This is a genomic window from Novosphingobium rhizovicinum, assembly GCF_040813635.1.
GTDB classification, from domain to species: domain Bacteria; phylum Pseudomonadota; class Alphaproteobacteria; order Sphingomonadales; family Sphingomonadaceae; genus Novosphingobium; species Novosphingobium rhizovicinum.
In genome coordinates this window covers 354915-376317 of sequence record NZ_JBFNXR010000054.1, presented here as the reverse complement: position 1 = coordinate 376317, position 21403 = coordinate 354915, and the positions used below count along the sequence as shown (strand labels likewise).

Sequence of the window (21403 nt, the reverse complement as noted above, 5' to 3'; positions counted from 1 at the left end):
GAGCTCGGCCAACTGCAGCGTGAGCGGGCGGGGGGCGCATGCAGATCTTTCCACCGGCAGCAGACACCGCGGTTCGGTTCGCGGTGCTCGTCCTCGTCATAGCGATGGTGGGCCTGCCATTGGGTGCTTGGGAGTATCTTCAATCGACTTATGAGACGCAGGTCGGCTGGGTGCAGGACCAGCCTGTGCCATTCAGCCATGCCCACCACGTCGGTGATGACGGTATCGACTGCCGCTATTGTCACACCAGCGTGGAGACGAGTGCTCGCGCTAATCTGCCGCCCACGCATGTCTGCATGACCTGTCACTCGCAGATCTGGACTGGCGCGCCCGTGCTGGAGCCGGTCAGGTTGAGCATGGCGACTGGTGAGCCGATCCGCTGGCGGCGCGTCGCCCAGCTACCGGATTACGTGTATTTCAATCATTCGATCCATATCGATCGCGGCGTGGCATGTCGCGAATGCCACGGTGACGTCACCGACATGCCACTGATGCGTCGGGCGAAACCCTTCACCATGCAGTTCTGCCTCGACTGTCATCGCGATCCTGCGCCCGCACTGGGGCCACGTGAGTTGGTGACGCATCCTCAGGGCCTCGGCTGGACTGAAGCGCAAAAGCGGGCGCATGGCGAGCGGGTAATGCGCAAGCTCGGGATCAAGCCGGACGAACTGGACAACTGCGGAGTGTGCCACCGGTGAGCGAGGGTGCCCTGAACGACGCGTTGGTGGCCGTGCGCTCAGCGAAAGGGCGGCGCTACTGGCGTTCGCTTGACGAGCTAGTCGACCGCGCGGACTTTCGCCATCGTCTCAAAGAGGAGTTTCCGGCACTTGCACGTGCCGCAAGCGGTCTGAACCGGCGTGATCTGCTGAAGTGCCTCGGCGGCACCATCGCCTTGGCCGGGCTGGATGGCTGCGAGCGCGCGCCCGACGAGGAGGCGTTGCCCTATGTCGTCCAACCCGAAGGCGAAGTCCCGGGGGAGGCGCGCCACTACGCAAGCGCGTTGGAACTGGACGGTGTTGCACAACCTATCGTTGGTGAGACCCGCGCCGCGCGCCCGATCAAGCTCGAGGGGAATGCGGCACATCCTTCCTGCTCTGGCGGGAGCACTCCGTTCATGCAGGCCGCACTGCTGGAGCTTTACGATCCCGACCGTTCGGGCGCTCCCTTGTACATGGGGCGCCCCACTGAGTGGGCGCGTGTCGACCGCGAGCTGGCGCAGCTGAGAATGCGGCTCGATACGACAGGTGGGGAGGGGTTTCGCTTGCTGACCGGGCCGGTCGGCTCACCTACGCTGCTTGGTCAGATCGAGGCCCTTGTGGGGCGTTGGCCGCAGGCCAGGTGGCATAGCTGGTCACCGGTGACGGACAGGCGTGCCGAGGCGATTGAGAGCTGGCTCGGCATGCCCGCCAAGCGCGTGATCCACCTGGCGGACGCGGAGGCTGTGGTGGCGCTCGATGATGATCTGCTGGGGGCAGGGCCGGAGCAGCTCTGGCATGCCAATGGCTGGGGCGAGCGGCGCAGGGCCTATCAGGCGGGTGAGGGCGCGGCACTGCTGCTGGTCGCAGAGCCCAGTCCGACTATCACCGGCGTGACGGCCGGCGATCGGTTGCCGGTGGCCGAGGCGCGGATTGGAGCATTGCTGTCGGGCGTTGCAGCGCGGCTGGAGATCACACGCTCTTTCCCGCTGAATGCCGAAGAGGAGGCTTGGGCCGACCGTGCGGCAGAAAAGCTGCGCAACCACGCCGGGCGCTCGTTGGTAAGCGTTGGGGCACACCACGCGCCAGAACTGCACAAGCTGGCCTTCGCGATCAACGAGAAGCTGGGCAACCTGGGGAAGACCGAGCGCTTCTTGCAGCCTGCGGACGCGCTCCGCCCGGAACCGCTCCAGGCGTTGGTTGAGGAAATGCGCGCTGGTGAGGTAGCCACGCTGTTTGTGCTCGGAGGCAATCCGGTCTACGCGACCGCGGGTTGCACGGGTTTCGCCGAAGCATTTGCGCGCGTGCCACTGCGGTTCCATGCCGGGCTTCACGCAGATGAGACGGGTTCGCGCAGCCACTGGCATCTGCCCTTGGCGCATCACCTGGAGTGCTGGAGCGACGGCAGGGGCATGGAAGGCACGGTGGCGGTAACGCAGCCGCTGGTTCGGCCATGGCTTGCGGTACGCTCACGTCATCGGCTGCTCGCGGACCTCATGGAGGACCGGCGTAGCGACCGGGAGCTGGTGAGAGCCACCTGGTCGGACCAGCACGATGACACCGCTTGGGAACAGGCCCTGTTGGTGGGGCATATTCCGAAAACCGCACCTGCACCGGTGGCCAGCACGCCCACGACTAGTACTTCATTCGCTTTGTCTGCCTCAGAGCCAGAGAGAGGCCTGCGCCTTGCGGTACGGCCTGATCCTTCCGTCTGGGATGGCAGCTTCGCCAGTAACCCCTGGCTGCAGGAACTGCCCAAGCCCTTGACCAAGCTCACCTGGGGCAATGCCGTTCATGTCAGTCCTGCGCTGGCAGCGGAGCGGGGCCTCGCCAATGGTGATCTTGTCCGCGTGCGGGCAGGCATTCGCAGTATCACCGGCCCGATCTGGGTCTTGCCGGGACAGGAGGCCGACACCGTGCTCGTGCATCTCGGCTACGGCCGGGAGCTGGGAAGGGTGTCCCAAGGCGTCGGCTTCAACGCGTATCCGCTGCTGGGCGAGAAGGGCGAGGTGTTCCTCGATGTGCTTGGCGGGCGCGAGGAGCTCGCCACGACGCAGCATCATTTCGAGATGGAGGAAGACGAGTACGTCCGCTTTGTGGAGACTGCAGCCAAGGCGCTGCCCCCGGAGCCGCCAAAGGCCAACTTCTATCCTCCGCTCAAATCGGAACCAGCCTGGGGCATGGCGATCGACCTTGATCTTTGTATCGGATGCAATGCCTGCATCACCGGCTGCGTGGCGGAAAACAACATCCCGATGGTTGGCAAGGAAGAGGTGGCGAAGGGGCGTGAGATGCACTGGTTACGGGTCGACCGTTACTATGAGGGATCTCCCGAGAACCCGACCCACGCCTTCCAGCCTGTGCCCTGCATGCACTGCGAGGATGCTCCGTGCGAGATGGGATGCCCGGTCAACGCTGCGGTGCACAGCCCCGATGGCCTGAACCTTCAAGTCTACAATCGCTGCATCGGCACTCGCACCTGCTCTTCTTATTGCCCCTACAAAGTGCGTCGCTTCAATTGGTTCGACTACACAGGAGAGGACGCACCCGAGATGAAGGCGGTGCGCAATCCGGAGGTCACTGTTCGCAGCCGTGGCGTCATGGAGAAGTGCACTTACTGCATCCAACGGATCAGCAAGGCACGGATCGAAGCCAAGAAGGAAAACCGCCCGATCCGCGACGGGGAGGTCCAGACTGCCTGCCAGTCCGCCTGTCCCACCCAGGCGATCGTGTTCGGGGACCAATCCGATCTGGACACTGCCGTGTCGCGGCGGAAGGCGAGTGGTAGAGACTACGATCTGCTCCCGGAGGCGAACACGCGTCCGCGCACGACATACCAAGCGCGCATCCGCAAGGGCGAGACCAGCGAATGACCCGCGAGGCTCAGGTCACGCGTGAGGTCGTGCGGATTCCGGAGCGCTTTCCCGCCGCGCGCGAGTGGCGGTGGATGTTCGCCTTTGCCTTGGCTCTTCTGGCGCTGTTCTTCGTATCCGTCGGCGTGCTGTTCGTTCGGGGGCCTGGGATCTGGGGCAACAACATCCCGGTCGACTGGGGCTTCCCGATCTCCAATTACGTATGGTGGCTGGGTATCGGCCATGCTGGTACCCTGATCTCGGCGATGCTGCTGCTGCTGGGGCAGGAGTGGCGCAATGCGCTCAACCGCTTTGCCGAAGCCATGACGCTGTTCGCCGTCGTCTGCGCCGGTCTTTACCCGATCCTGCATCTGGGCCGTCCTTGGCGCTTCTATTGGATGGCGCCTTACCCCAACACGATGGATGTATGGCCGCAGTTCAAGAGTCCGCTGACCTGGGACTTCTTCGCGGTGCTGACGTATCTCATCGTGTCGGTGCTGTTCTGGTACATCGGCATTATCCCCGACTTGGCATCCGCGCGCGATCGGGCCAAAAAGCGGCGGTGGCAGGTCTTCTTCGGCCTGTTTGCGCTCGGCTGGCGCGGTTCGGCGCGGCATTGGGCCCGTTGGCAGACAAGCTACCGGCTAACGGCTGCCATCGCGGTGCCGCTGGTCGTTTCGGTTCACTCCGAGATATCGATGCTGTTCGCCGCCGGACCGATCCCGGGATGGAACTCGACTGTGTTTCCGCCCTACTTCGTGCTTGGCGCTGCCTTCTCAGGCTTCGCGGTGGTCTCCATGCTGACGGTGTGGCTGCGCGCCATGCTCGGCCTGAAGGATCTGGTGCAGGTACGTCACCTTGAACTGCTTGGCCTACTCTTGTTGGTGACCGGTCTAATGACTGCCTACGGGTACGTCGCAGAGGTCTTCAATGCCGCCTACGCGGGCAAGCGGGAGCTGACGACGCTGCAGGATCGCCTTTTCGGCGCCTATGCATGGAGTTTCTGGGGTGCGATCCTGTTCAACTTCGCTCCCTTGCAACTGATGTGGTGGAAGCGGTGGCGGCGACACCCGCTGGTCCTGTTCGGCGTTGGCCTGTCAGTGACCATCGGCATGTGGCTGGAGCGATACATGCTGCTCGTCACTTCGCTTTACCGTGACTGGCTTGGGAGCTCTTTCGGCTATTTCCATGCGACCTTCTGGGACTGGTCGCTGTTCGCCGGTACGATCGGCGTCTTCCTGACGCTGTTCCTGCTTTTCGTGCGCTTCCTTCCGGTGATCTCGGCGTTCGAGGTGACGAAGAGTATCGACGAGGAAGCCCATGGCTGACCGCAAGAACCTTTATGCCGTTCTTGCCGAGTTCGACGATTCAGCGCGGCTTATCGAAGCAACCAGGTCAGTTCGGGAAAGCGGATTTACCAGGATCGACGCTTTCACGCCCTTTCCTGTTCCTGGGCTGGCCGAGGCGCTGAACTTCAGCGATCGCGCCGTTCCACTCGCCACGCTGGCAGGAGGGATTATGGGCGCAGCGCTAGGCTTCGCCCTGCAGGTCTTTACCGTACTCGACTTCCCGCTGTGGATTGGCGGTCGACCGCTGATCGCCGTTCCGGCCTTTATGCTGGTGACTTTCGAAACGCTCGTACTCGGCGCGGTGCTCAGTTGTATCGGCACGATGCTCGTGCGCAATCGCCTGCCCCGGTTGAACCACCCGATGTTTGATGCGGATGACTTCGGCTTCGCATCGCGGGATCGCTTCTTCCTCGCGATTTTTCCCGACGAGGCATTCGATCGTAACGCGGTGGGCAAGGCTCTCGCTGCCTTGCATCCCAAAGCGATCATCGACGTGCCAGGAAAGCCGAAGCTTTGAAGCGCTGGCTACTCTTGTTCCTGTTGCTCGCTTCGGCCGGGTGTGATCAGAACATGGTGCAGCAGCCGCGCTATGATCCCTACGAGGCGGCCGAGTTGTTCGACCGTGGCATGGTTTTCCGGCACCCTCCGCAGGGCACGATCGCGCGCGAAGACCTGATCCGAATGCGCGCGGCGAAGCAGCCTCCCATGACCTTGGCGCTGCTCGAACGCGGGCGTGAGCGTTACGCGATCTACTGCATCGTCTGCCACGGCCCCGAGGGGCGTGGCGATGGTCCTGTGGTGGAGCGGGGCTTCCCACATCCTCCGAGCCTGCTCGAGCCAAGGCTACGCGATGCTCCTGCCGCCCACTTCTACGACGTCATCAGCAACGGGTACGGTATCATGTACTCCTACGCTGACCGGGTCTCCCCTCAGGATCGATGGGCCATGGCCGGCTACATCCGCGTCCTGCAAGAAGCCAGCGACGCGCCGGTGGGTGACCATGCGCGTTGACATTCTTCGACGCGAGCGGGTCCTGATTGCGCTCGGCGTCCTTCTGCTCATCGCCACTCTCGCTCTGATGATCGTCGACGTGCGTGCGGCCCTTGGAGGCTGGCTGGGCGCCGCAACTGTGTTCAGCGCGGTGTCCGCAGGCGCGACATATCTGGTGCTCACCATGCGGCTGATACCTGGCGCTTGGGGAGAGGAACTGCGGCTCTCCGCAGAAGCCGGCACTCTGCTGACGCCCTTTGCTCTGGCTGCGTTTGTGCCGATCATGTTGGGTGTCGGCGCGATATACCCATGGGCGGGAGGAAGCGCCTCGGGTGAGTTCAAGTCCCTTTGGCTGGGTAGCGCGGCCTATGCAGGACGCACCATCGTCCGCTTTGTCGGCCTGCTCTGGGCATCGCATCGTATGCGAAGCCGGCGCTCGACCGCCACCACTGCCGCTGTCGCGCTCCTCGTCTTGCCGCTGTTGGCCTTGGTGACCTCGTTCGACTGGTTGCTTTCGCTTGATCCAGAGTTCGCGTCGTCCGGCTTCGGGTTGCAGTTCCTCGCGCGCGAAGTGCTGATCGCATTTGCGGCGATGATCCTCCTTCGCCTCAGTGTGGGAGCGCCACCACCGAGGCTGAGCGTGACCGGCGGGGTGTTGCTGACTTTGCTTCTGCTGTGGGCCTATCTGCAGTTCATGCCATTCCTGGTGAGCTGGTCGGGCAATCTGCCATCCTCAGCGGAATGGTACCTCAAGCGCGCCGGGGGCGGCTGGAGCGTCGTTGCCTGGGCCTGGGCAGGACCAGGGCTGGCAGCAATTTTGCTACTGCTATTTCCGGCACCACGCAGCCGCCCGGTGTGGCTGAAGGCCATCTCGCTGCTCGTGCTCGCAAGCCAGTTGGTCGAGACCGCGTGGGTCGTGCTGCCAGCTTTCGCTCCGCTGGCCATCGCCGCTTATTTGCTCGGAGTGACCGCGTGCGCGCTCTTCTGCTTCGGCGCGCTTCCGGCGGCCTTGCGTCACCGTGTCCGAGCGCGTGCGCCGGCGAAGGAGGGGCGATGACGCGGCCGGTCCACAAAGAGACAGATATTCAGCGGGCGACGAGCAACGAGGCCGCTCCGGAAGAAGCACGCGCACGCGGGTTCGAGGACAGCGATGTGCCCGCCGGAAAGGTGGCGCTGGGTCTGCTGGGGCTCCTTGGGCTGCTGGTGATTGGCCTCGGTGTAGGGTGGGCGCAACTGACATGGCTGCTGGGCTCGAAGGAGCCGCAGCGTCCACCGTTCGCAGGAGTGGAACTGGAGCCGCCCGAACCCCACCTTCTGACCGGTCCCAATCGCGACCTTAACCGCTCCCATCCAGCGCCGGTCCCGGTGTCGGAGCAGCCACCCGGCTTGCGCCGCGCCATGGAGCAGGTGGCCCGGCGCGGCTGGGGAGAGGAGGGCCTTAGTCCGCCCTCGACAGCTTCGGTTGCGCGCATGCACCGCGAGAAGGCAGAGTGATGCGCTTTGTCCTCCTGCTTCTGGGCGGCATGGGCCTGGTGACTGCACCCGTTGCCGCGCAAAGCCCGTTCGATCCGTTCGGCATGGCCTCGGTCGATGAGCGGCCTGGCGCACAGGTGCCGGTCGATCTTACCTTTACGGACTCGAACGGAAGGCGGCGCACCCTGGCGGAGATTGGCCGCGATCGGCCCATCGTTCTTGCACCCGTCCTGCACAACTGCCCGAACCTTTGCGGGGTGACACTCGCCGGCCTGGCCAGTGCCATCGCTCAGCAGCCGTTGGCCGCCGAAAAAGGCTTCGCGGTCGTCGCCTTCGGTATCGATCCCGCCGAGGGGCCTGCTGACGCAGCCGCAAACCTCGCAGCTCTGCGGCAACGTGAAGGTGAAGATGCTATAGCCGATGCGGTTGCTCTGGTCGGTAGTGCGCAATCCGTGCGCGCCGTTACGAACGCGATCGGTTTCCGTTACGCCTGGGATGAGCGGATCGGGCAGTACGCTCATGTTGCAGCCGTGGCGGTGCTGACGCCCGACGGGCGCCTGTCGAGCTGGCTCTACGGCCTTTCGCCCGGCCCTGACGACCTGACGCAGGCGATTGCCGCCGCGAGCGAGGGGAAGACCGGCAGCTGGAGTGATCGCCTTCTGCTGATGTGCTATCACTATGATCCAGAGACCGGCCGCTACACTGCGAGCGTTCAGGTGCTCCTGAAGGTCGCTGCGTCGTTGACAGTGGCGATGCTCGCTTTGCTGGTCTGGCAACTGCGGAGGCGTTCGCCATGAGCCCTTCCATTCTCTTGTGGCCAACGGCAGCCTCCAGGCATGCGGATGAGGTTGATCTGCTGATCGGCACGTTTGGCGGCCTTGTGGCCCTGCTTACGATACCCGTTTTCGTGCTCATGACGGTGTTCGCCATACGCTACCGCACATCGCGTGAGGCGGACCGCGAACATCCCCCTTCCGGACGCACATGGCTGGAGTTTTCATGGGCAGGTATCCCGTTCCTGCTGATCCTCGGCTTTTTCTTCTGGTCGACGCAGCTGTTCTTCCAGATCCACAGACCGCCGCCGGGAGCAATGACCATCAATGTCGTGGCAAAACAGTGGATGTGGAAGTTCCAGCACGCCCAGGGCGCTGCCGAAATCAATGAACTGCATGTGCCCGCGGGGCGGCCGGTGCGGCTGAACATGACGTCTCGCGACGTGATTCATAGCCTTTTCCTACCGGCCTTCCGCATCAAGCAGGACCTGCTGCCAGGGCGCTACACCTCGCTATGGTTCCAAGCGCGCGAGCCTGGAATCTATGCGTTTCGTTGTGCGGAGTTCTGCGGCACGGACCATAGCGTGATGGGAGGGCGCCTGGTGGTGATGCGCCCTGCGGACTTCGCCGCCTGGCTGGAGGAAGAGGGGGCGTTCGGGACCAGCGCCACTCTTGCCGAGCTGGGAGGGAAGCTGTTCCGCGAAGTTGGCTGCAGCGGCTGCCACGGCCCAGCGTCGGATGTCCATGCTCCCAATCTTGCGGGATTGTTCGGGCGGCCGGTCGGCCTTTCTGACGGCAGCACCATTGTCGCGGACGAGCAGTATCTGCACGATTCCATCATGCTACCCAACAAGCACATAGCTGCCGGATACCAGCCGATCATGCCGACTTACGGCAACGTTCTGGAGCCCGAGCAAGTCAACGCGCTCGTGGCCTTCATCCGTGCCGGCGCACAGGCGCAAGAAGAGGAGGGGCCATGACGGCGGCTGCGGTCGACACCGAGCGCGAACCGGAGGAGATCGAGGGGACGAGCTATCTGCGCGCGGGGTATTCGCTGCGCTCCTGGCTCTTGACCACGGATCACAAGCGCATCGCCATCCTCTACCTGCTCTCGATCACCTTCTTCTTCGCCATCGCTGCAGTTGCGGCCGCGCTGATCCGGCTCGATCTGATCACGCCAGAAGGGGACTTGCTGAGCAACGAGGGATACAACCGCGCCTTCTCCATCCACGGCATCATGATGGTATGGTTCTTCCTTATCCCATCGATCCCCAATACCATCGGCAACTTCATGATCCCGCTGATGATCGGCGCGCGCGATCTGGCCTTCCCGAGACTGAACCTGCTCAGCTGGTACATCTTCATTGTGGCGGGGATCTTTGCTCTGTTCGTGGTGGTGGCCGGCGGGGTCGACACCGGGTGGACGTTCTATACACCGCTGACCACGATGTATGCGAATGGCGCAGTCGTCGCGACTGTCCTGGCCGTTTTCATCAGCGGCTTTTCAACCATACTCACCGGGTTGAACTTCATCGTGACGATCCACAAGCTGCGCGCGCCCGGCATGACCTGGAGCCGCCTGCCGCTCTTCGTCTGGTCCCACTATGCCGTGTCGATCATATTTGTGTTGGCCACGCCGGTGCTGGCCATCACCCTCTTGCTGGTGGCAGCCGAGCGTGTGTTCGGCATAGGTGTTTTCGATCCCAGCCTTGGTGGCGATCCGCTGCTGTTTCAGCATCTGTTCTGGTTCTACAGCCATCCGGCTGTCTACATCATGGTCCTGCCCGCGATGGGAGTGGTCAGCGAACTGATCACCGCCGGCGCGCACAAGAAGATCTTCGGCTACTGGTTTGTGGCCTACGCATCGATTGCCATCGCAGTGATCGGCTTTCTGGTGTGGGGCCATCACATGTTCGTCTCTGGGCAGTCGGTGCTAGCCAGTACAGCCTTCTCGTTCCTCTCGATTGCGGTGGCGGTGCCTTCCGCCATCAAGGTCTACAATTGGACGGCGACCCTCTACAAAGGCGACGTCGCGCTCGATGCCCCGTTGCTATATGCGATGGGCTTCATCGGCCTGTTCGTCGCAGGCGGGCTGACCGGGCTGATGCTCGCGATGTTGGCCATCGATGTCCATGTGCATGACACGTACTTCGTCGTGGCGCACTTCCACTACATCATGGTCGGCGGATCGGTGACCGCCTTCTTCGGTGCGCTGCACTACTGGTGGCCCAAGATCACGGGCCGCCTGTATAACGAAGTGCTGGGGCGCATATCGGCGCTGCTGATGATCGTCGGCTTCAACCTCACCTTCTTCCCTCAGTTCATGCTCGGATACGAGGGGATGCCGCGCCGCTATCACGTCTACCCGCAAGAATTCCAGGTGCTGCAGGTCTTCTCTTCCGCGGGCGCGGGCATGCTGGCCGTCGCCTATCTGATGCCGCTGACCTATCTGCTCTGGTCGCTTCGGTCCGGGGCCCGCGCGCCAGCCAATCCGTGGGGGGCAACGGGGCTTGAGTGGACTACGTCTTCTCCGCCTCCCAAGCACAACTTCACCGAACAGCCCGTGGTCGTAAGAGGACCTTACGATTACCCCCTGGCCCATCCGCGGAGCCGGCAGGATGCCTGAACAGTCCCGCGCCGAGATACAATTCCATCATATTGGCCGCCAGCGCGAAGCGGAACGGCTCGGAATGCTGGTGTTCCTTGCGAGTGAAATCATGCTTTTCGGAGGGGTGTTCCTGGCAGCTCTGGCGCTGAGGATGTTGCATCCCCAGGAATATGTCGCGGCCGCAAGCCACATGAAGCTGTGGCATGGCACTGCCAACACCGCGATCCTCCTAACCTCCAGCCTGCTTGTTGCCCTCGCAGTGGAGTGGACAAGAGGCGGGAGGCCGAAATGGGCAGCGCGCTGCCTGTGGGCGGCGGTAGCTCTTGGCCTGACTTTCCTGGGCGTGAAGGCGCACGAATACTACCTCGACTATCGTGAGGGGAAGCTTCCCGGTGCAGCCAACGCGAACTTCAGCACGCCGTTCGAGCAACTGTTCTCAAACTTCTACTTCAGCGTCACGGGCCTTCACGCTCTGCATGTCACTGCAGGGATTATCCTGCTCGCGCTGGCCGCTCTGCGTGGAGAGGCTCGGCACGATCGCCACGCGGTCTTTATCGGCAATGTTGCTCTCTACTGGCACCTCGTCGATGTCTTCTGGATCTTCCTGTATCCCACGATCTACCTTGCGGGAGCGGGGGAATGAGCGCGAACGTCAAAAGGCTTGTCGCAGCGGGTTTGATGCTGCAGATCCTGTTGGGACTAACACTGCTGGTGGCGTTCTTGCCGCTCGGCTCACTCAAGCCGTGGATCGGGTATGGGATCGCATCGGCCAAAGCAGCGCTGGTGTTGTGGTTCTTCATGGAAATGCGCGAAGAGGGCGGTCTCGTTCGGCTTGCAACCGTTGCCGCATTTGCCTGGCTTGCGATTATGCTGACTCTGGGCGCCGCAGATTACTTGTCGCGCGGGTGGGTCGCGGCCTACCTGAATCCCTGATCGTCCGAGCGGCGCGACAGAGGTGTTCTCGGGATGAGTTCGAGTTGGCTCGGTATGATGCGGCGCTATTCGGGTTTTGCCTCTGGCTGCGGCACTCCGGGGCTGGGCGCGCGCGCAGACGGTGCGCGGTTACGCGGAGTTACACGCCAAATCGTGTTCGCAAGATCGTCGGCGATGATCAGCGCTCCTCGCGGATCGACGGTGACACCGACCGGGCGCCCGCGTGTGGTGCCATCCGCATCCCGAAAGCCCGTGACGAAATCGATCGGATCACCCGATGGTCGACCGCCGCGAAAAGGCACGAACACGACTTTGTAGCCGGAGGGTTCGCTGCGGTTCCAGCTTCCGTGCTCGCCGACGAAGGCGCCGTTCGCGAAGGGAGTGCCCATGGCGGAATCCGAGAATGAAAGGCCAAGGGCTGCAACGTGAGATCCCAGGGCATAGTCGGGCTTAACGGCTGCTACCACTTTCTTCGGATCCTGTGGACGCACGCGCGGGTCGACGTTCTGCCCCCAGTAGCTGTACGGCCATCCGTAGAAGGCGCCTTCCCGCACTGAAGTGAGATAGTCCGGCACGAGGTTCGGGCCTAACTCGTCCCGTTCGTTCACGACCGCCCAGAGGGTGCCGGTGTCCGGCTGCACGGCAAGGGCCGTGGGATTGCGCAAGCCAGTGGCATAGGGCCGGTGAGCGCCGGTTTTCGCGTCGACCTCCCAGATCATCGCCCGGTTGGCCTCCGCCGTCATCCCTCGTTCGGTTATGTTGCTGTTGGAACCAATGCCGACGTAAAGGAACTGTCCATCCGGGCTGGCTGCCAAGGCCTTGGTCCAATGATGGTTGATCTCGGACGGCAGGTCCGTAATCTTGACTGGTGGGGCGGAGGCGCGTGTCTGCCCGTCCTCGTACGGGAACATGACCAAGGCGTCTTGGTTTGCTACATACAGGTGGTTGTCGACGAAGGCGAGGCCATAAGGCGCGTTCAACCCGTCGGCAAAAACCCCCCGGCCTTCGTAAACGCCGTCACCGTCCGCGTCGCGTAGCAGTGTCAGCCGATTGCCGCTTTCGACCGATGTGGTGCCTTTCGCCTTGATGACACCCGCGATCATGTCCTTTGGTCTCAGCGCCGGGGCTTTGCCGCCTCTTCCCTCCGCGATGAGGATGTCGCCGTTAGGAAGCACCAGCGTCTGTCGAGGAATGCCGAGGTCTGTGGCTATGGCGGTGACCTCATAGCCATCGGGTACGCGCGGCTTCTCATTACCCCAGGGCGCAGGCTCTGCGATCTCCATGCTGGGAACCAGGCCCCGACCCTGCTCGGGAAGCTGTGGATTGGGGCCATGCTGTACCGGGTCGGGGTCGCTACCGCAGCCCGCGAGCAGCGTGAGGTACGCACCGGCGATCAGAAGGTGGTGCTGGCGCTTCATGTATTCGCTCTCCTCGTCGCGGTTGAGAAGCCCGACCAGGTTGCTGCAACCGCGAGTATGGTCACGATAACCGAAAGGATCAGGCCTTCTGGCATCGTGCCCCATGCGTCACGCGCGTGAACGAGGGAATTGAGCAGACCCAAGGCGAAGAGCGCAAGCAGCAACACGAATGTCACCAATGGCCGTCGTGCGTGGGGACGTAGCAACGTGACCAGCGTCCAGGCCAGTGCCATCCCCGTGAACAGCATGGCTCCGACCAGGAGCCACGATGCGAAGTTGCTCCACTGGATATGATAAGTGGAGTTGTACGCCAAGTCGCTGAGAAGCGCGCCCAGATACAGGGGGATGGTGGATGCGAGCAGCACAGCGTGAAGCGGATGGATCGCTCGTGCTGAACTCGGCTCGTTTGCGTTAGCCAAGGACCTCTCCCTCTATACTGGTGCAGCAGTGGAGACTGGTTAGGGCAGGTCTCCAACGGCGAGGCGTTAGTGGCGGAACGCCAGTCCGCATGCATCGTTCCGGCCAGCGATGCTGAATGAAGTCTCGCTGCACTCATGCCTTTGTTGCATGATTGTTGAAGCGCCAGCGGTAGCGCAGGCTTGCGTACCTCGTGCTTCGGCGCCAATCAGCCCCGATGCGCATTGCCCTCTATGAGCCGGAGATTGCTGGAAACGTCGGCGCCGTGTTGCGTCTTGGCGCCTGCCTGGGTGCGGCAGTCGATCTCATCGAGCCTATGGGCTTTGCGTGGGATGATCGTCGCGTGCGCCGGACAGCCATGGACTACATCGATCATGTTTCCGTCACTCGCCATGACGGCTTCGATGCCTTCAGGCAGACGATCGGCATGCAAAGGCTGGTCCTGTTCACCACCAAAGCAAGCCAATCGCCTTACGAATTCCAGTTCCGGCCCGATGACGTCCTGCTGTTCGGCAGGGAGAGTGCGGGCGTACCGGGCCATGTTGCCGAAGCTTGCGACGTGCGAGTTCGTATTCCCATGCGGCCGCAGGTGCGCTCTATGAACTTGGCGACCGCGACGGCCCTCGCGCTTGGCGAGGCGCTGCGTCAAACGAATACGTTACCAGGTTAGATCGTACGCCAGACAGGCGCACGTGACGAGGGCGAAGCTCCTGCTTTCCCTCTCCGGGGCGGCGGTAGCCGCCAGGACATAGCTCGCATCTATGAGGCATATACAACAAACCCATCTGGCGTGATGGGTACACTTTTCCGATGCTGAAGCCGCAAACCACACGCAAATATAGGGCAGGCGTATGGACGGAGTTCGCGTAGGTAATCGGATGATTGGCGCGCAGGCGCCGGTAACTGTCGGTTGGGAGAATATCCCCAGGGTGGAGGGCGGCCCGGTAAAGCAGTTCGTCTTCACTTGGTTCCAGCCCACCGTCCTTTTTGCGCTGATCGCCTTCTGGTACTACGCCCCCAATTCGATTGCCAAGGCTTCCACTGCTATCGGCATCGGCATCGGCTTCAAGATCCTGCTTCTGGCGCTCGAGTGGGTCAATCCACGCCATGACAGTTGGCGCCTGACCTGGAAGGAACTGGTCACCGATCTCTTCTACGTCTCGCTCGGATACACTGTGCTGCGTATGCTTAATACCTATATTGGCGACGAGGCTCTGATCGGAGCGATCCAGCAGTCCTTCGACTTGGATAAGCTGGCATGGTTCACTGGCCTGCCGCTGCTTCTGCAGGCGTTCCTGATCTCGTTCATCTTCGATTTCGGGCAGTACTGGATGCATCGGGGCATGCACAACTGGTACCCGCTGTGGCTGACCCATGCGCCGCACCACTACATCACGCAGTTGAACATCAATAAAGGTGCGGTCGGCAATCCGGTTGAGCTATTCCTGATCGGCTTGGGCATCGGCGGCTTCTTTGACTTCCTGCCGCGCGCTTTCCTCCTCGCAGGCGCGATCGGGATGGCTGTCAGCACTTACCAGCATATCAATGTTCGCTTTAACACGCCGCGCTGGTGGCGGTTCGTATTCAATACGACAGAGCACCACAGCGTACACCACTCGCAGGATTACGAAGCCTCTCGCAGCAATTATTCAGGCACTTACATCTTCATCGACCGGATGTTTGGCACCTGTGTCGATGGGGAGGCTGAACTGCTTGGCATGGAGGGCGGACGGCCTATGTCGATCCGGGAAACCATGACCTTCCCCTTCACCGAGGGCTGGAGAACAGTGAAGGAGCGGCTTGGTCGGCCAGGCTCCACGGCAGTGCCCGCCGAGTAGGAGGCTGTCATGGCGATCGAGACTTTCCCTTCACCCACCGACAAACCCTTCGCGGGTCGTCAGCAACAATCCGATACGGCCCTGTTGTACGATGCTGTGCCTGCTGCGGAGCGCAATGTTTTGAATTCGCGTTTTTTCAGCTGGATCTGGCACATCAAGGGGAGCCTAGCCCTCGCTCCCGGGCAGTCGAGCGACGAAGCCTTCGCGCGTCTCGACCCCCTGTTTCGAGAAAGCGGCACAAGCCATCGACGCACTGATGACACGCTGATCTTCCGCAAGAAAGATCAGGCCGCGCAGGACAAGATGTCCGTCTTTGATGGTGGCGTGCTGCGGATCGAAAAGTCACCCAGCGGGCTCGTGCTTCGGTACCAACTGACCAGCCGCGCATTGCTGCTCTGCTTCCTCGCCCCACTGCTGTTCCTCGCCTTTGCGCAGCTCACAATCGCTGTCAGCAAGCTTGAGGGACCTTCTGCCGAAGAAGCGGACGTATCCGAGAAGAACAAGGACGTGGAGCTGCAACTGCATCCGATCGACAAGGCCCTTGGCGCGCCCGCTCCTGAGAAGCCCAAGAAGGACGATGCAGAAACTTCGGAGAGCGGAGCAGGGAAGCACTCCCCCACACCCGCCTATGTGTTTGCCGGGCTCTTTGCCCTTCTCTACGTCGTCGGCCGGGTACTCGAAGCGCGCTTGGTCAGGACATTGTTCAGGAGGCGCCTTTCGGGATCATAGGAGGGGAGGAGTTCTCTGTGCGGCTCCTCGGCCAGCGCTGCACGGCTGCGGAAGCCGCATAGGCGCAAGGTCAGGCTGGCCGGTTTCCCATCATCTCACCCAAGCGGACGGGTCGCTCTGGCGCCCACCTCTCGTTGAAGCTGATCGTGTCCTTCGGAAACAGCATGATGACTGTGGAGCCGAGCAGGAACCTGCCCATCTCCTCGCCCTTCTTCAGCAGGACCTCTCCGTCTGCGTAAATCCATTGTGACACGCGGCCAGAACGCTTGGGATTGACGACACCGTGCCACACCGTGGCCATGCTGCCGACTATGGTGGCTCCGACCAGTACCATCACAAAGGGTCCATGCGCTGCCGTTTCAAAGACGCAGACCACCCGTTCGTTACGCGCAAACAGGTTCGGCACGCCCCGGGCGGTGACAGGGTTCACCGAGAACAGGGCGCCGGGCACGTAGATCATGCGTGTGAGCTTGCCGTCGCAAGGCATGTGAAGCCGATGATAGTCTCGTGGGGAAAGATACAGGTTTGCAAAGCTGCCATGCCGAAACTGCGCTGCCAGCGCCGTGTCCCCGCCGATCAGTTCGGTCGTGGTGAAGCGGTGACCCTTGGCTTGCAGGATATGATGGTCGTCGATGGCGCCGAACTGGCTGATCGCCCCGTCCACTGGGCAGACGAAGTCAGCCGCGGCCAAAGGGCGAACCTCCGGCCTGAGCGGGCGAGTGAAGAACTCGTTGAAGCTTCTATAACTCCCAAGGTCCGGGTTGACGGCTTCGCTCATGTCTACGCCGTACTTTGCCGCGAACCAGCGGATCAGTCTGGGCGTCAGGACGCCTCCTTCCGCTGCTGCGAGGCGCCCTGCCAGTGTGGTCAGGCGCCGCTTGGGCAGCAGATACTGGGCGAGGACCTTGATGCGATCAGACATTGCAACTCCGGAGGTGAAAACGCACGTCAGCTCATCGACGGCGGCGGCGCAGGTGGCGTGTCGGGCAGGGGGATGAACTCGTCGCTATCGCCGTCGGGAAGCTTCATGCGGCCAGCCTTCCAATCCGCTGCAGCCTGTTCCAGGCGTTCACGCGAAGAAGACACAAAGTTCCAGAACAGGTACCGCTCGCCCACCGGCTCGCCCCCCAGTACCATAACTGTAGCGGCCGCTTCCGCCCTCATTATCGAGACATCGGCGCCAAGCACCAGCATCTGCCCCGCTTGGTACTGTCGTCCGTCGACCTCGACCGCTCCGGTCGCGACATAAATGGCGCGTTCCGAATGGCCTTGTGGCACCTGGGCGCTTGCACCGCCTTGCAGGTCGAGATGAGCATAGAACAACGGCGAGTGCGTCTGCACGCCCGCGCGAAGGCCATAAGCCTCACCTGCGATCAACTGGCCATGGACGCCGGAGTCGGACCACTGTGGCAAGTCGTCGCCAGCATGATGAGAGAACGAAGGAGCTGTTTCTTCGGCCTCGGTCGGCAGGGCGACCCATGCCTGTATGCCATGGAGATGATCTCCCTCGGCTCTGGCTTTCTCGAACCGCTCGCTATGTGTGATGCCGCTGCCCGCAGTCATCCAGTTCACCTCGCGCGAACGGATCGGCTGATGCGACCCTACGCTGTCGCGGTGCATGATTTCGCCAGAGAACAAGTAGGTGACAGTCGAAAGCCCAATGTGAGGATGCGGCCGCACATCAAGGCTTCGGTCCACACCGGCGGCCACGTCCAAGGGGCCCATGTGGTCGAAGAACACGAACGGGCCCACCATGCGCCGCTTCGCGAAAGGCAGCACGCGCCCAACCTCCAGGCCTCCGCCAAGGCTGCGACGACGCTGCTCGATGACCATCTCGATCATGACCATTCTCCTAAAAGGGCCGATCAACGTCAGGATGGGACGGTGGAACGGTTGGGTGCGGCATGATCACTCTTAGGCCAGGCATGCAGTCGGCGAAAGCCCGCCAGAAGGCGAAGCGATCATGGCTTACCTCGCGACAGCTTCGGCACCGATGCAGATCGATAAGATTGAGCGGTCATAGCCATGGAAGTGCTCATCGCGTGTTTCTCATCGACATGATCTATGACATGAACTGTGGACGGGCATGCGACCGGGCAGCATGCCGCCCGGGCGTGCGCCCGTGGTTGAGAAAAGGGTTCGCATGACAGACCGGATGCCGCTGACTGACAGGAAGTTCGCCAGCAGGGTCGATTGGAACCTGATGCGGACATTTGTGGATATCGTCCGCGCCGGAGGCATCGGGGCTGCAGCCCGGCAGCTCAATAAGCAGCAGCCGAGCATTAGCGCTGCACTCAAACGGCTGGAGGATCACGTCGGGGCGACGCTGTTGCGCCGCACGGCCAATGGCGTGGAGATGACTGCGGCCGGCAAGGCGATGATGGCGCTGTGTGAAGAAATGCTGGAGGCGGCACGCATGATGCCGCATCAGATTGCGCAGGCGACGAAGCGCGTCGAGGGCATTGTCCGCATACAGATCGTCTCTGCGCTAGTCTCTGCCGAGTTCGATGAAGCTATCGCCAGTTTTCACCGGCGCAATCCTGACATCCATATCGAGATCCGCGTCTCTCCGTGGCGCAGGGTGCTGGACGCGCTGGAGCAGGGCGAGGTCGAAATCGGTGTGGGGTACGACAGCGCGGTGCGCGGAAGTCTCGTGTACGAGCCGTTGTTCACTGAACATCAGCAGCTTTACTGCGCGCGCAGTCACCCTCTGTTCGGATATCGCGTGAGCCGGCTCAACGAGTTGAAGGATGAGGGCTTCGTGCTCACCGGTGAGGATGAGATTGAGGCGATCACTCACCTGCGCCGGCGCTATCGTCTTGGCAGCAGGGTGAGCGGCCTTGCTGAAGACATAAACGAGGCCCGGCGTCTGATTGTACAGGGAGTGGGTGTCGGTTTCCTGCCCGTGCTTTCCGCTCAGGATGAGGTCGACAAAGGCAGGCTTTGGCCCATGCTTTATGCCGATACGGAGCCGTCTTACCACATCTTCCTGCTGGCCCGTGCCGAGCCTTCGCGGGACACGGCCACGCAACTCTTTCTCGACGAGGTGATCAGGCGGATCAGGGTTCAGCGCAGGCCATAGTCTGAAATGATGGCTTGCATCAAAAAATAGCCTCTGCCCGCGTAACGCGCCTTGCTGCAGTGTCTCATCACTCAAGTGAGGTGCGGATGCGGTTGAGAAACAAAGCTACTGGTCACTTCGGGTTTCGCAGCTTTCTGACCGATCAGTCCCGGCGTGCTGGCGCTGAACTGCTTAGAGTTATCCTTGCAGGCGTCTTCGCGCGCGGAGAAGGAATCGGGGCTGAGCCTCGGCGGTGGAACGCTGAACGATGATCTTCTTGGGCCGGGCGCGAAGCCGGATTGTACCAGGCTCCGTTGGTCAGGCGCATGTCTGAATGTCATCATCGCGTGGATCCGAAGGAGAAGTCGTCTCGGTGGGCCGCGGTCGATCTCACCCCAATCAGGAGGAGGGATGTAGCATGCTGCGACCTTCGCCCTTTAACCGGATTTGTGCGTTTTTAGCCGTGCTGAGCGCCGGCTTCGCGGCTCCAGCCATGGCCGCCTCCGAACCAGGCACACGCCTTGTTTCCTGCGGCTCGCAAAGTTGCCTGCTTGTCCATGGCCACAGGGACAGCGCCGAAGCGGCGATTCGCATCAACGGCCATGCGGTGGCCGTAGATGGGAGGCGAGCGTGGCAGGTGCGACTGCCTCTCGGAACTTTGCGTGAGTGGTCAGAGCCTTTTGCCAGGACGGTCGACGTCGCAGTCGTGGACCTCGATATGGATGAGGCAACAATCAGCCGTGCAACTCTCCCGATCGGGCTGCTTGGCCACGTGGCGGAGCTGGACACTTTGATTGTCACGGATCACTAGTAATACTTTCTGACGTTTGAGTAATTTCTACTCTGGACAATTGTAAAATTAGTCATCTCGCCCTATATCGAATCGCGGCTGCCGTAGAGTGGCCCTCGAGCGATAGAGCAGGAGATGATGATGAAGTTTGGCTTGATGGCTTTCGCCGCTGCCGCACTAGTGCCGGTTGGCGTTGCAAGTGCCACGGAAAACCCCTTTGCTAAGGATGAGGCAATTCTTGAGCTGAAGGGCCTTGATTTGACCACGCCCCAGGGGCAGCAGCGCCTTGCCGTTCGCATGGATCGTGCAGCACGGGCGGTCTGCGGGGAAAACCTCGCGACCATTCACCTCGCAGCCGAAGCGAATGCCCGTGAATGTCGGGCTGCCGTACTCGCCAACGTCCGTGCGAAGATTGAAGCTCGGTCTGCGCTCGCGTCGACCTCTTCGCGCACTCAGGTCGCATTGGCGAACTGACACTCTGGTCGGCAGCCTTGCGAGAAGGCTGCCGAGCCAGTCATTTGCCGAGTTCTGACGGGTTGCTCCACCACGAAAGGCTGTGCAGGTCGTGTGCGCTCGTCCACACTCCGGCAGGAGTGTAGCGAAGCGCGCCGCTTCCTGACGGCTTCCCCAATCTGGCCGTGACCGTGAGCGTCTTGGGATCGATCACAGCGAACATCTGGTCCTCGGTGGTGCGCAGCCAGACTTTGCCGCCGCCGGTGTCGATGTCGCCGTACTTGAGCGTCTTTCCTACCTCCACACGACCTCGCACGGCATTGGTCGCAGGGTCGATCGCCGCTACGGTTCCATCTCCTTGTTCCTGCACCCAAACCGAACCTTCGCCGGCTGCCAGGAATCCAGGCTGACTTCCGACGGGAACTGTTGCTACCACTTCGTTGGTGCTGGGGTCGATGCGCTCCAGCGTCCGCTCCTTTGCACTCACGGCCCATAGTGCGCCTTCGCCAAAGGCGAGGTAAACCGCCAGAGGCTTCGTCTTGACCTTCGCAACGACACTGTTGGTCTCGGGATCGACACGCGAAATCGCGCCCTCTGCATCGGTTGCCACCCAAACCGAGCCCGCGCCTGTGACGACATTCATCTCGCCATCAGGGCTGCCGATCCCGGTGGGGATGACATGGGTGCGCTTTGCAGTCTTGATGTCGATGCGGTTGAGTGTCTTCTCTTGGCAGTCAGCCACCCACAGCGCGCCATAGGCGATGGACATGGTGCCGCAGGGGCGGGTCATCGGCACTTCGGCAAGCTTGCCCTCGCGCGACCAGCGCTCCACGCGGCCGCGGTTCGTAACCCAGACGCTGTTGCCATCGACGGCCAGAAAATCCGCGAAGCCCGGGACCGGGACTACCTCTTCCTGCTGTGCCAGGGCGATAGAAGGCAAGGCGGTACAACCAGCGGCAAATGAAGTGACGAGTGCTCGGAAAGCGCGCATGATCCGTTTAACTCCTTGATCGCATTGCTGCCA

Annotated in this window: 23 protein-coding genes; 18 read left to right on the top strand and 5 right to left on the bottom strand. The window is 62.0% G+C overall.

Annotation, left to right across the window (positions count from 1 at the left end):
* Positions 1-38: 38 nt before the first annotated feature.
* From ABUH87_RS18320 to ABUH87_RS18265, 12 genes are read left to right on the top strand one after another with little or no spacing between them, the layout of a single operon-like run.
* Positions 39-698, top strand: a complete 660-nt coding sequence (locus tag ABUH87_RS18320) for a cytochrome c3 family protein (RefSeq protein WP_367775570.1) — start codon at positions 39-41, stop codon at positions 696-698.
* Positions 695-3568 (top strand): TAT-variant-translocated molybdopterin oxidoreductase, encoded by a 2874-nt coding sequence (locus tag ABUH87_RS18315; RefSeq protein ID WP_367775569.1) that lies wholly within the window; start codon positions 695-697, stop codon positions 3566-3568. Before ABUH87_RS18320 ends, ABUH87_RS18315 begins: the two co-directional genes overlap by 4 nt.
* The gene (nrfD, locus tag ABUH87_RS18310; RefSeq protein WP_367775568.1) at positions 3565-4875 is read left to right on the top strand and encodes an NrfD/PsrC family molybdoenzyme membrane anchor subunit; all 1311 of its coding nucleotides are present in this window, start codon (positions 3565-3567) and stop codon (positions 4873-4875) included. The genes ABUH87_RS18315 and nrfD overlap by 4 nt, the downstream gene beginning before the upstream one ends.
* The gene (locus ABUH87_RS18305; protein ID WP_367775567.1) at positions 4868-5413 is read left to right on the top strand and encodes a DUF3341 domain-containing protein; all 546 of its coding nucleotides are present in this window, start codon (positions 4868-4870) and stop codon (positions 5411-5413) included. The genes nrfD and ABUH87_RS18305 overlap by 8 nt, the downstream gene beginning before the upstream one ends.
* The gene (locus ABUH87_RS18300; protein ID WP_367775566.1) at positions 5410-5907 is read left to right on the top strand and encodes a c-type cytochrome; all 498 of its coding nucleotides are present in this window, start codon (positions 5410-5412) and stop codon (positions 5905-5907) included. Before ABUH87_RS18305 ends, ABUH87_RS18300 begins: the two co-directional genes overlap by 4 nt.
* On the top strand, positions 5891-6943 hold the full coding sequence (locus ABUH87_RS18295) for a hypothetical protein (RefSeq protein WP_367775564.1): 1053 nt from the start codon (positions 5891-5893) through the stop codon (positions 6941-6943). Before ABUH87_RS18300 ends, ABUH87_RS18295 begins: the two co-directional genes overlap by 17 nt.
* A complete protein-coding gene (locus ABUH87_RS18290) occupies positions 6940-7380 on the top strand; it encodes a hypothetical protein (protein ID WP_367775563.1) in 441 nt (146 codons plus the stop codon). The genes ABUH87_RS18295 and ABUH87_RS18290 overlap by 4 nt, the downstream gene beginning before the upstream one ends.
* Positions 7380-8156: an SCO family protein gene (locus ABUH87_RS18285; RefSeq protein WP_367775562.1), complete on the top strand. Its 777-nt coding sequence runs from the start codon at positions 7380-7382 to the stop codon at positions 8154-8156. The genes ABUH87_RS18290 and ABUH87_RS18285 overlap by 1 nt, the downstream gene beginning before the upstream one ends.
* Positions 8153-9112, top strand: a complete 960-nt coding sequence (gene coxB, locus ABUH87_RS18280) for a cytochrome c oxidase subunit II (protein ID WP_367775561.1) — start codon at positions 8153-8155, stop codon at positions 9110-9112. Before ABUH87_RS18285 ends, coxB begins: the two co-directional genes overlap by 4 nt.
* A complete protein-coding gene (locus tag ABUH87_RS18275; protein ID WP_367775560.1) occupies positions 9109-10758 on the top strand; it encodes a cytochrome c oxidase subunit I in 1650 nt (549 codons plus the stop codon). Before coxB ends, ABUH87_RS18275 begins: the two co-directional genes overlap by 4 nt.
* Positions 10751-11383 carry a cytochrome c oxidase subunit 3 gene (locus ABUH87_RS18270; RefSeq protein WP_367775559.1) on the top strand — a complete coding sequence of 211 codons (633 nt, stop codon included), beginning with the start codon at positions 10751-10753 and terminating at the stop codon, positions 11381-11383. The genes ABUH87_RS18275 and ABUH87_RS18270 overlap by 8 nt, the downstream gene beginning before the upstream one ends.
* Entirely contained in the window at positions 11380-11673 is a 294-nt protein-coding gene (locus ABUH87_RS18265; RefSeq protein ID WP_367775558.1) for a cytochrome C oxidase subunit IV family protein, read from the top strand. The genes ABUH87_RS18270 and ABUH87_RS18265 overlap by 4 nt, the downstream gene beginning before the upstream one ends.
* A 65-nt stretch (positions 11674-11738) precedes the next feature.
* On the opposite strand, the gene ABUH87_RS18260 is transcribed toward ABUH87_RS18265, so the two are convergent.
* Both ABUH87_RS18260 and ABUH87_RS18255 read right to left on the bottom strand, forming a co-directional pair.
* A complete protein-coding gene (locus ABUH87_RS18260; RefSeq protein ID WP_367775557.1) occupies positions 11739-13091 on the bottom strand; it encodes a PQQ-dependent sugar dehydrogenase in 1353 nt (450 codons plus the stop codon).
* Complete coding sequence (locus tag ABUH87_RS18255; protein ID WP_367775556.1) at positions 13088-13510, bottom strand: DUF2231 domain-containing protein; 423 nt, start codon at positions 13508-13510, stop codon at positions 13088-13090. Before ABUH87_RS18255 ends, ABUH87_RS18260 begins: the two co-directional genes overlap by 4 nt.
* A gap of 215 nt (positions 13511-13725) precedes the next feature.
* Here ABUH87_RS18255 and ABUH87_RS18250 point away from each other — a divergent pair, with 215 nt between their 5' ends.
* From ABUH87_RS18250 to ABUH87_RS18240, 3 genes are all read left to right on the top strand, one after another.
* Positions 13726-14178, top strand: a complete 453-nt coding sequence (locus ABUH87_RS18250; RefSeq protein WP_367775555.1) for a tRNA (cytidine(34)-2'-O)-methyltransferase — start codon at positions 13726-13728, stop codon at positions 14176-14178.
* A gap of 181 nt (positions 14179-14359) precedes the next feature.
* A complete protein-coding gene (locus ABUH87_RS18245) occupies positions 14360-15346 on the top strand; it encodes a sterol desaturase family protein (protein ID WP_367775554.1) in 987 nt (328 codons plus the stop codon).
* A gap of 9 nt (positions 15347-15355) precedes the next feature.
* Positions 15356-16075 carry a hypothetical protein gene (locus ABUH87_RS18240; protein ID WP_367775553.1) on the top strand — a complete coding sequence of 240 codons (720 nt, stop codon included), beginning with the start codon at positions 15356-15358 and terminating at the stop codon, positions 16073-16075.
* A 70-nt stretch (positions 16076-16145) separates the two neighbouring features.
* Here ABUH87_RS18240 and asd read toward each other — a convergent pair whose 3' ends face one another.
* Positions 16146-16997, bottom strand: a complete 852-nt coding sequence (gene asd / locus ABUH87_RS18235; protein ID WP_367775551.1) for an archaetidylserine decarboxylase — start codon at positions 16995-16997, stop codon at positions 16146-16148.
* Between the two features lie 26 nt (positions 16998-17023).
* Positions 17024-17917, bottom strand: coding sequence for a pirin family protein (locus ABUH87_RS18230; protein ID WP_367775550.1), 894 nt, complete (start codon positions 17915-17917; stop codon positions 17024-17026).
* Positions 17918-18218: 301 nt separating this feature from the next.
* Between ABUH87_RS18230 and ABUH87_RS18225 the strand changes: the two genes are divergently transcribed.
* The 3 genes from ABUH87_RS18225 to ABUH87_RS18215 all read left to right on the top strand — a co-directional run bounded on the left by ABUH87_RS18225 (position 18219) and on the right by ABUH87_RS18215 (position 20400).
* Positions 18219-19157: a LysR family transcriptional regulator gene (locus tag ABUH87_RS18225; RefSeq protein WP_367775549.1), complete on the top strand. Its 939-nt coding sequence runs from the start codon at positions 18219-18221 to the stop codon at positions 19155-19157.
* A gap of 616 nt (positions 19158-19773) precedes the next feature.
* The gene (locus ABUH87_RS18220; RefSeq protein ID WP_367775548.1) at positions 19774-19947 is read left to right on the top strand and encodes a hypothetical protein; all 174 of its coding nucleotides are present in this window, start codon (positions 19774-19776) and stop codon (positions 19945-19947) included.
* Between the two features lie 114 nt (positions 19948-20061).
* Positions 20062-20400: a UrcA family protein gene (locus tag ABUH87_RS18215; protein ID WP_367775547.1), complete on the top strand. Its 339-nt coding sequence runs from the start codon at positions 20062-20064 to the stop codon at positions 20398-20400.
* Between the two features lie 40 nt (positions 20401-20440).
* Here ABUH87_RS18215 and ABUH87_RS18210 read toward each other — a convergent pair whose 3' ends face one another.
* The gene (locus tag ABUH87_RS18210; protein ID WP_367775546.1) at positions 20441-21370 is read right to left on the bottom strand and encodes a Vgb family protein; all 930 of its coding nucleotides are present in this window, start codon (positions 21368-21370) and stop codon (positions 20441-20443) included.
* Positions 21371-21403 lie beyond the last annotated feature (33 nt).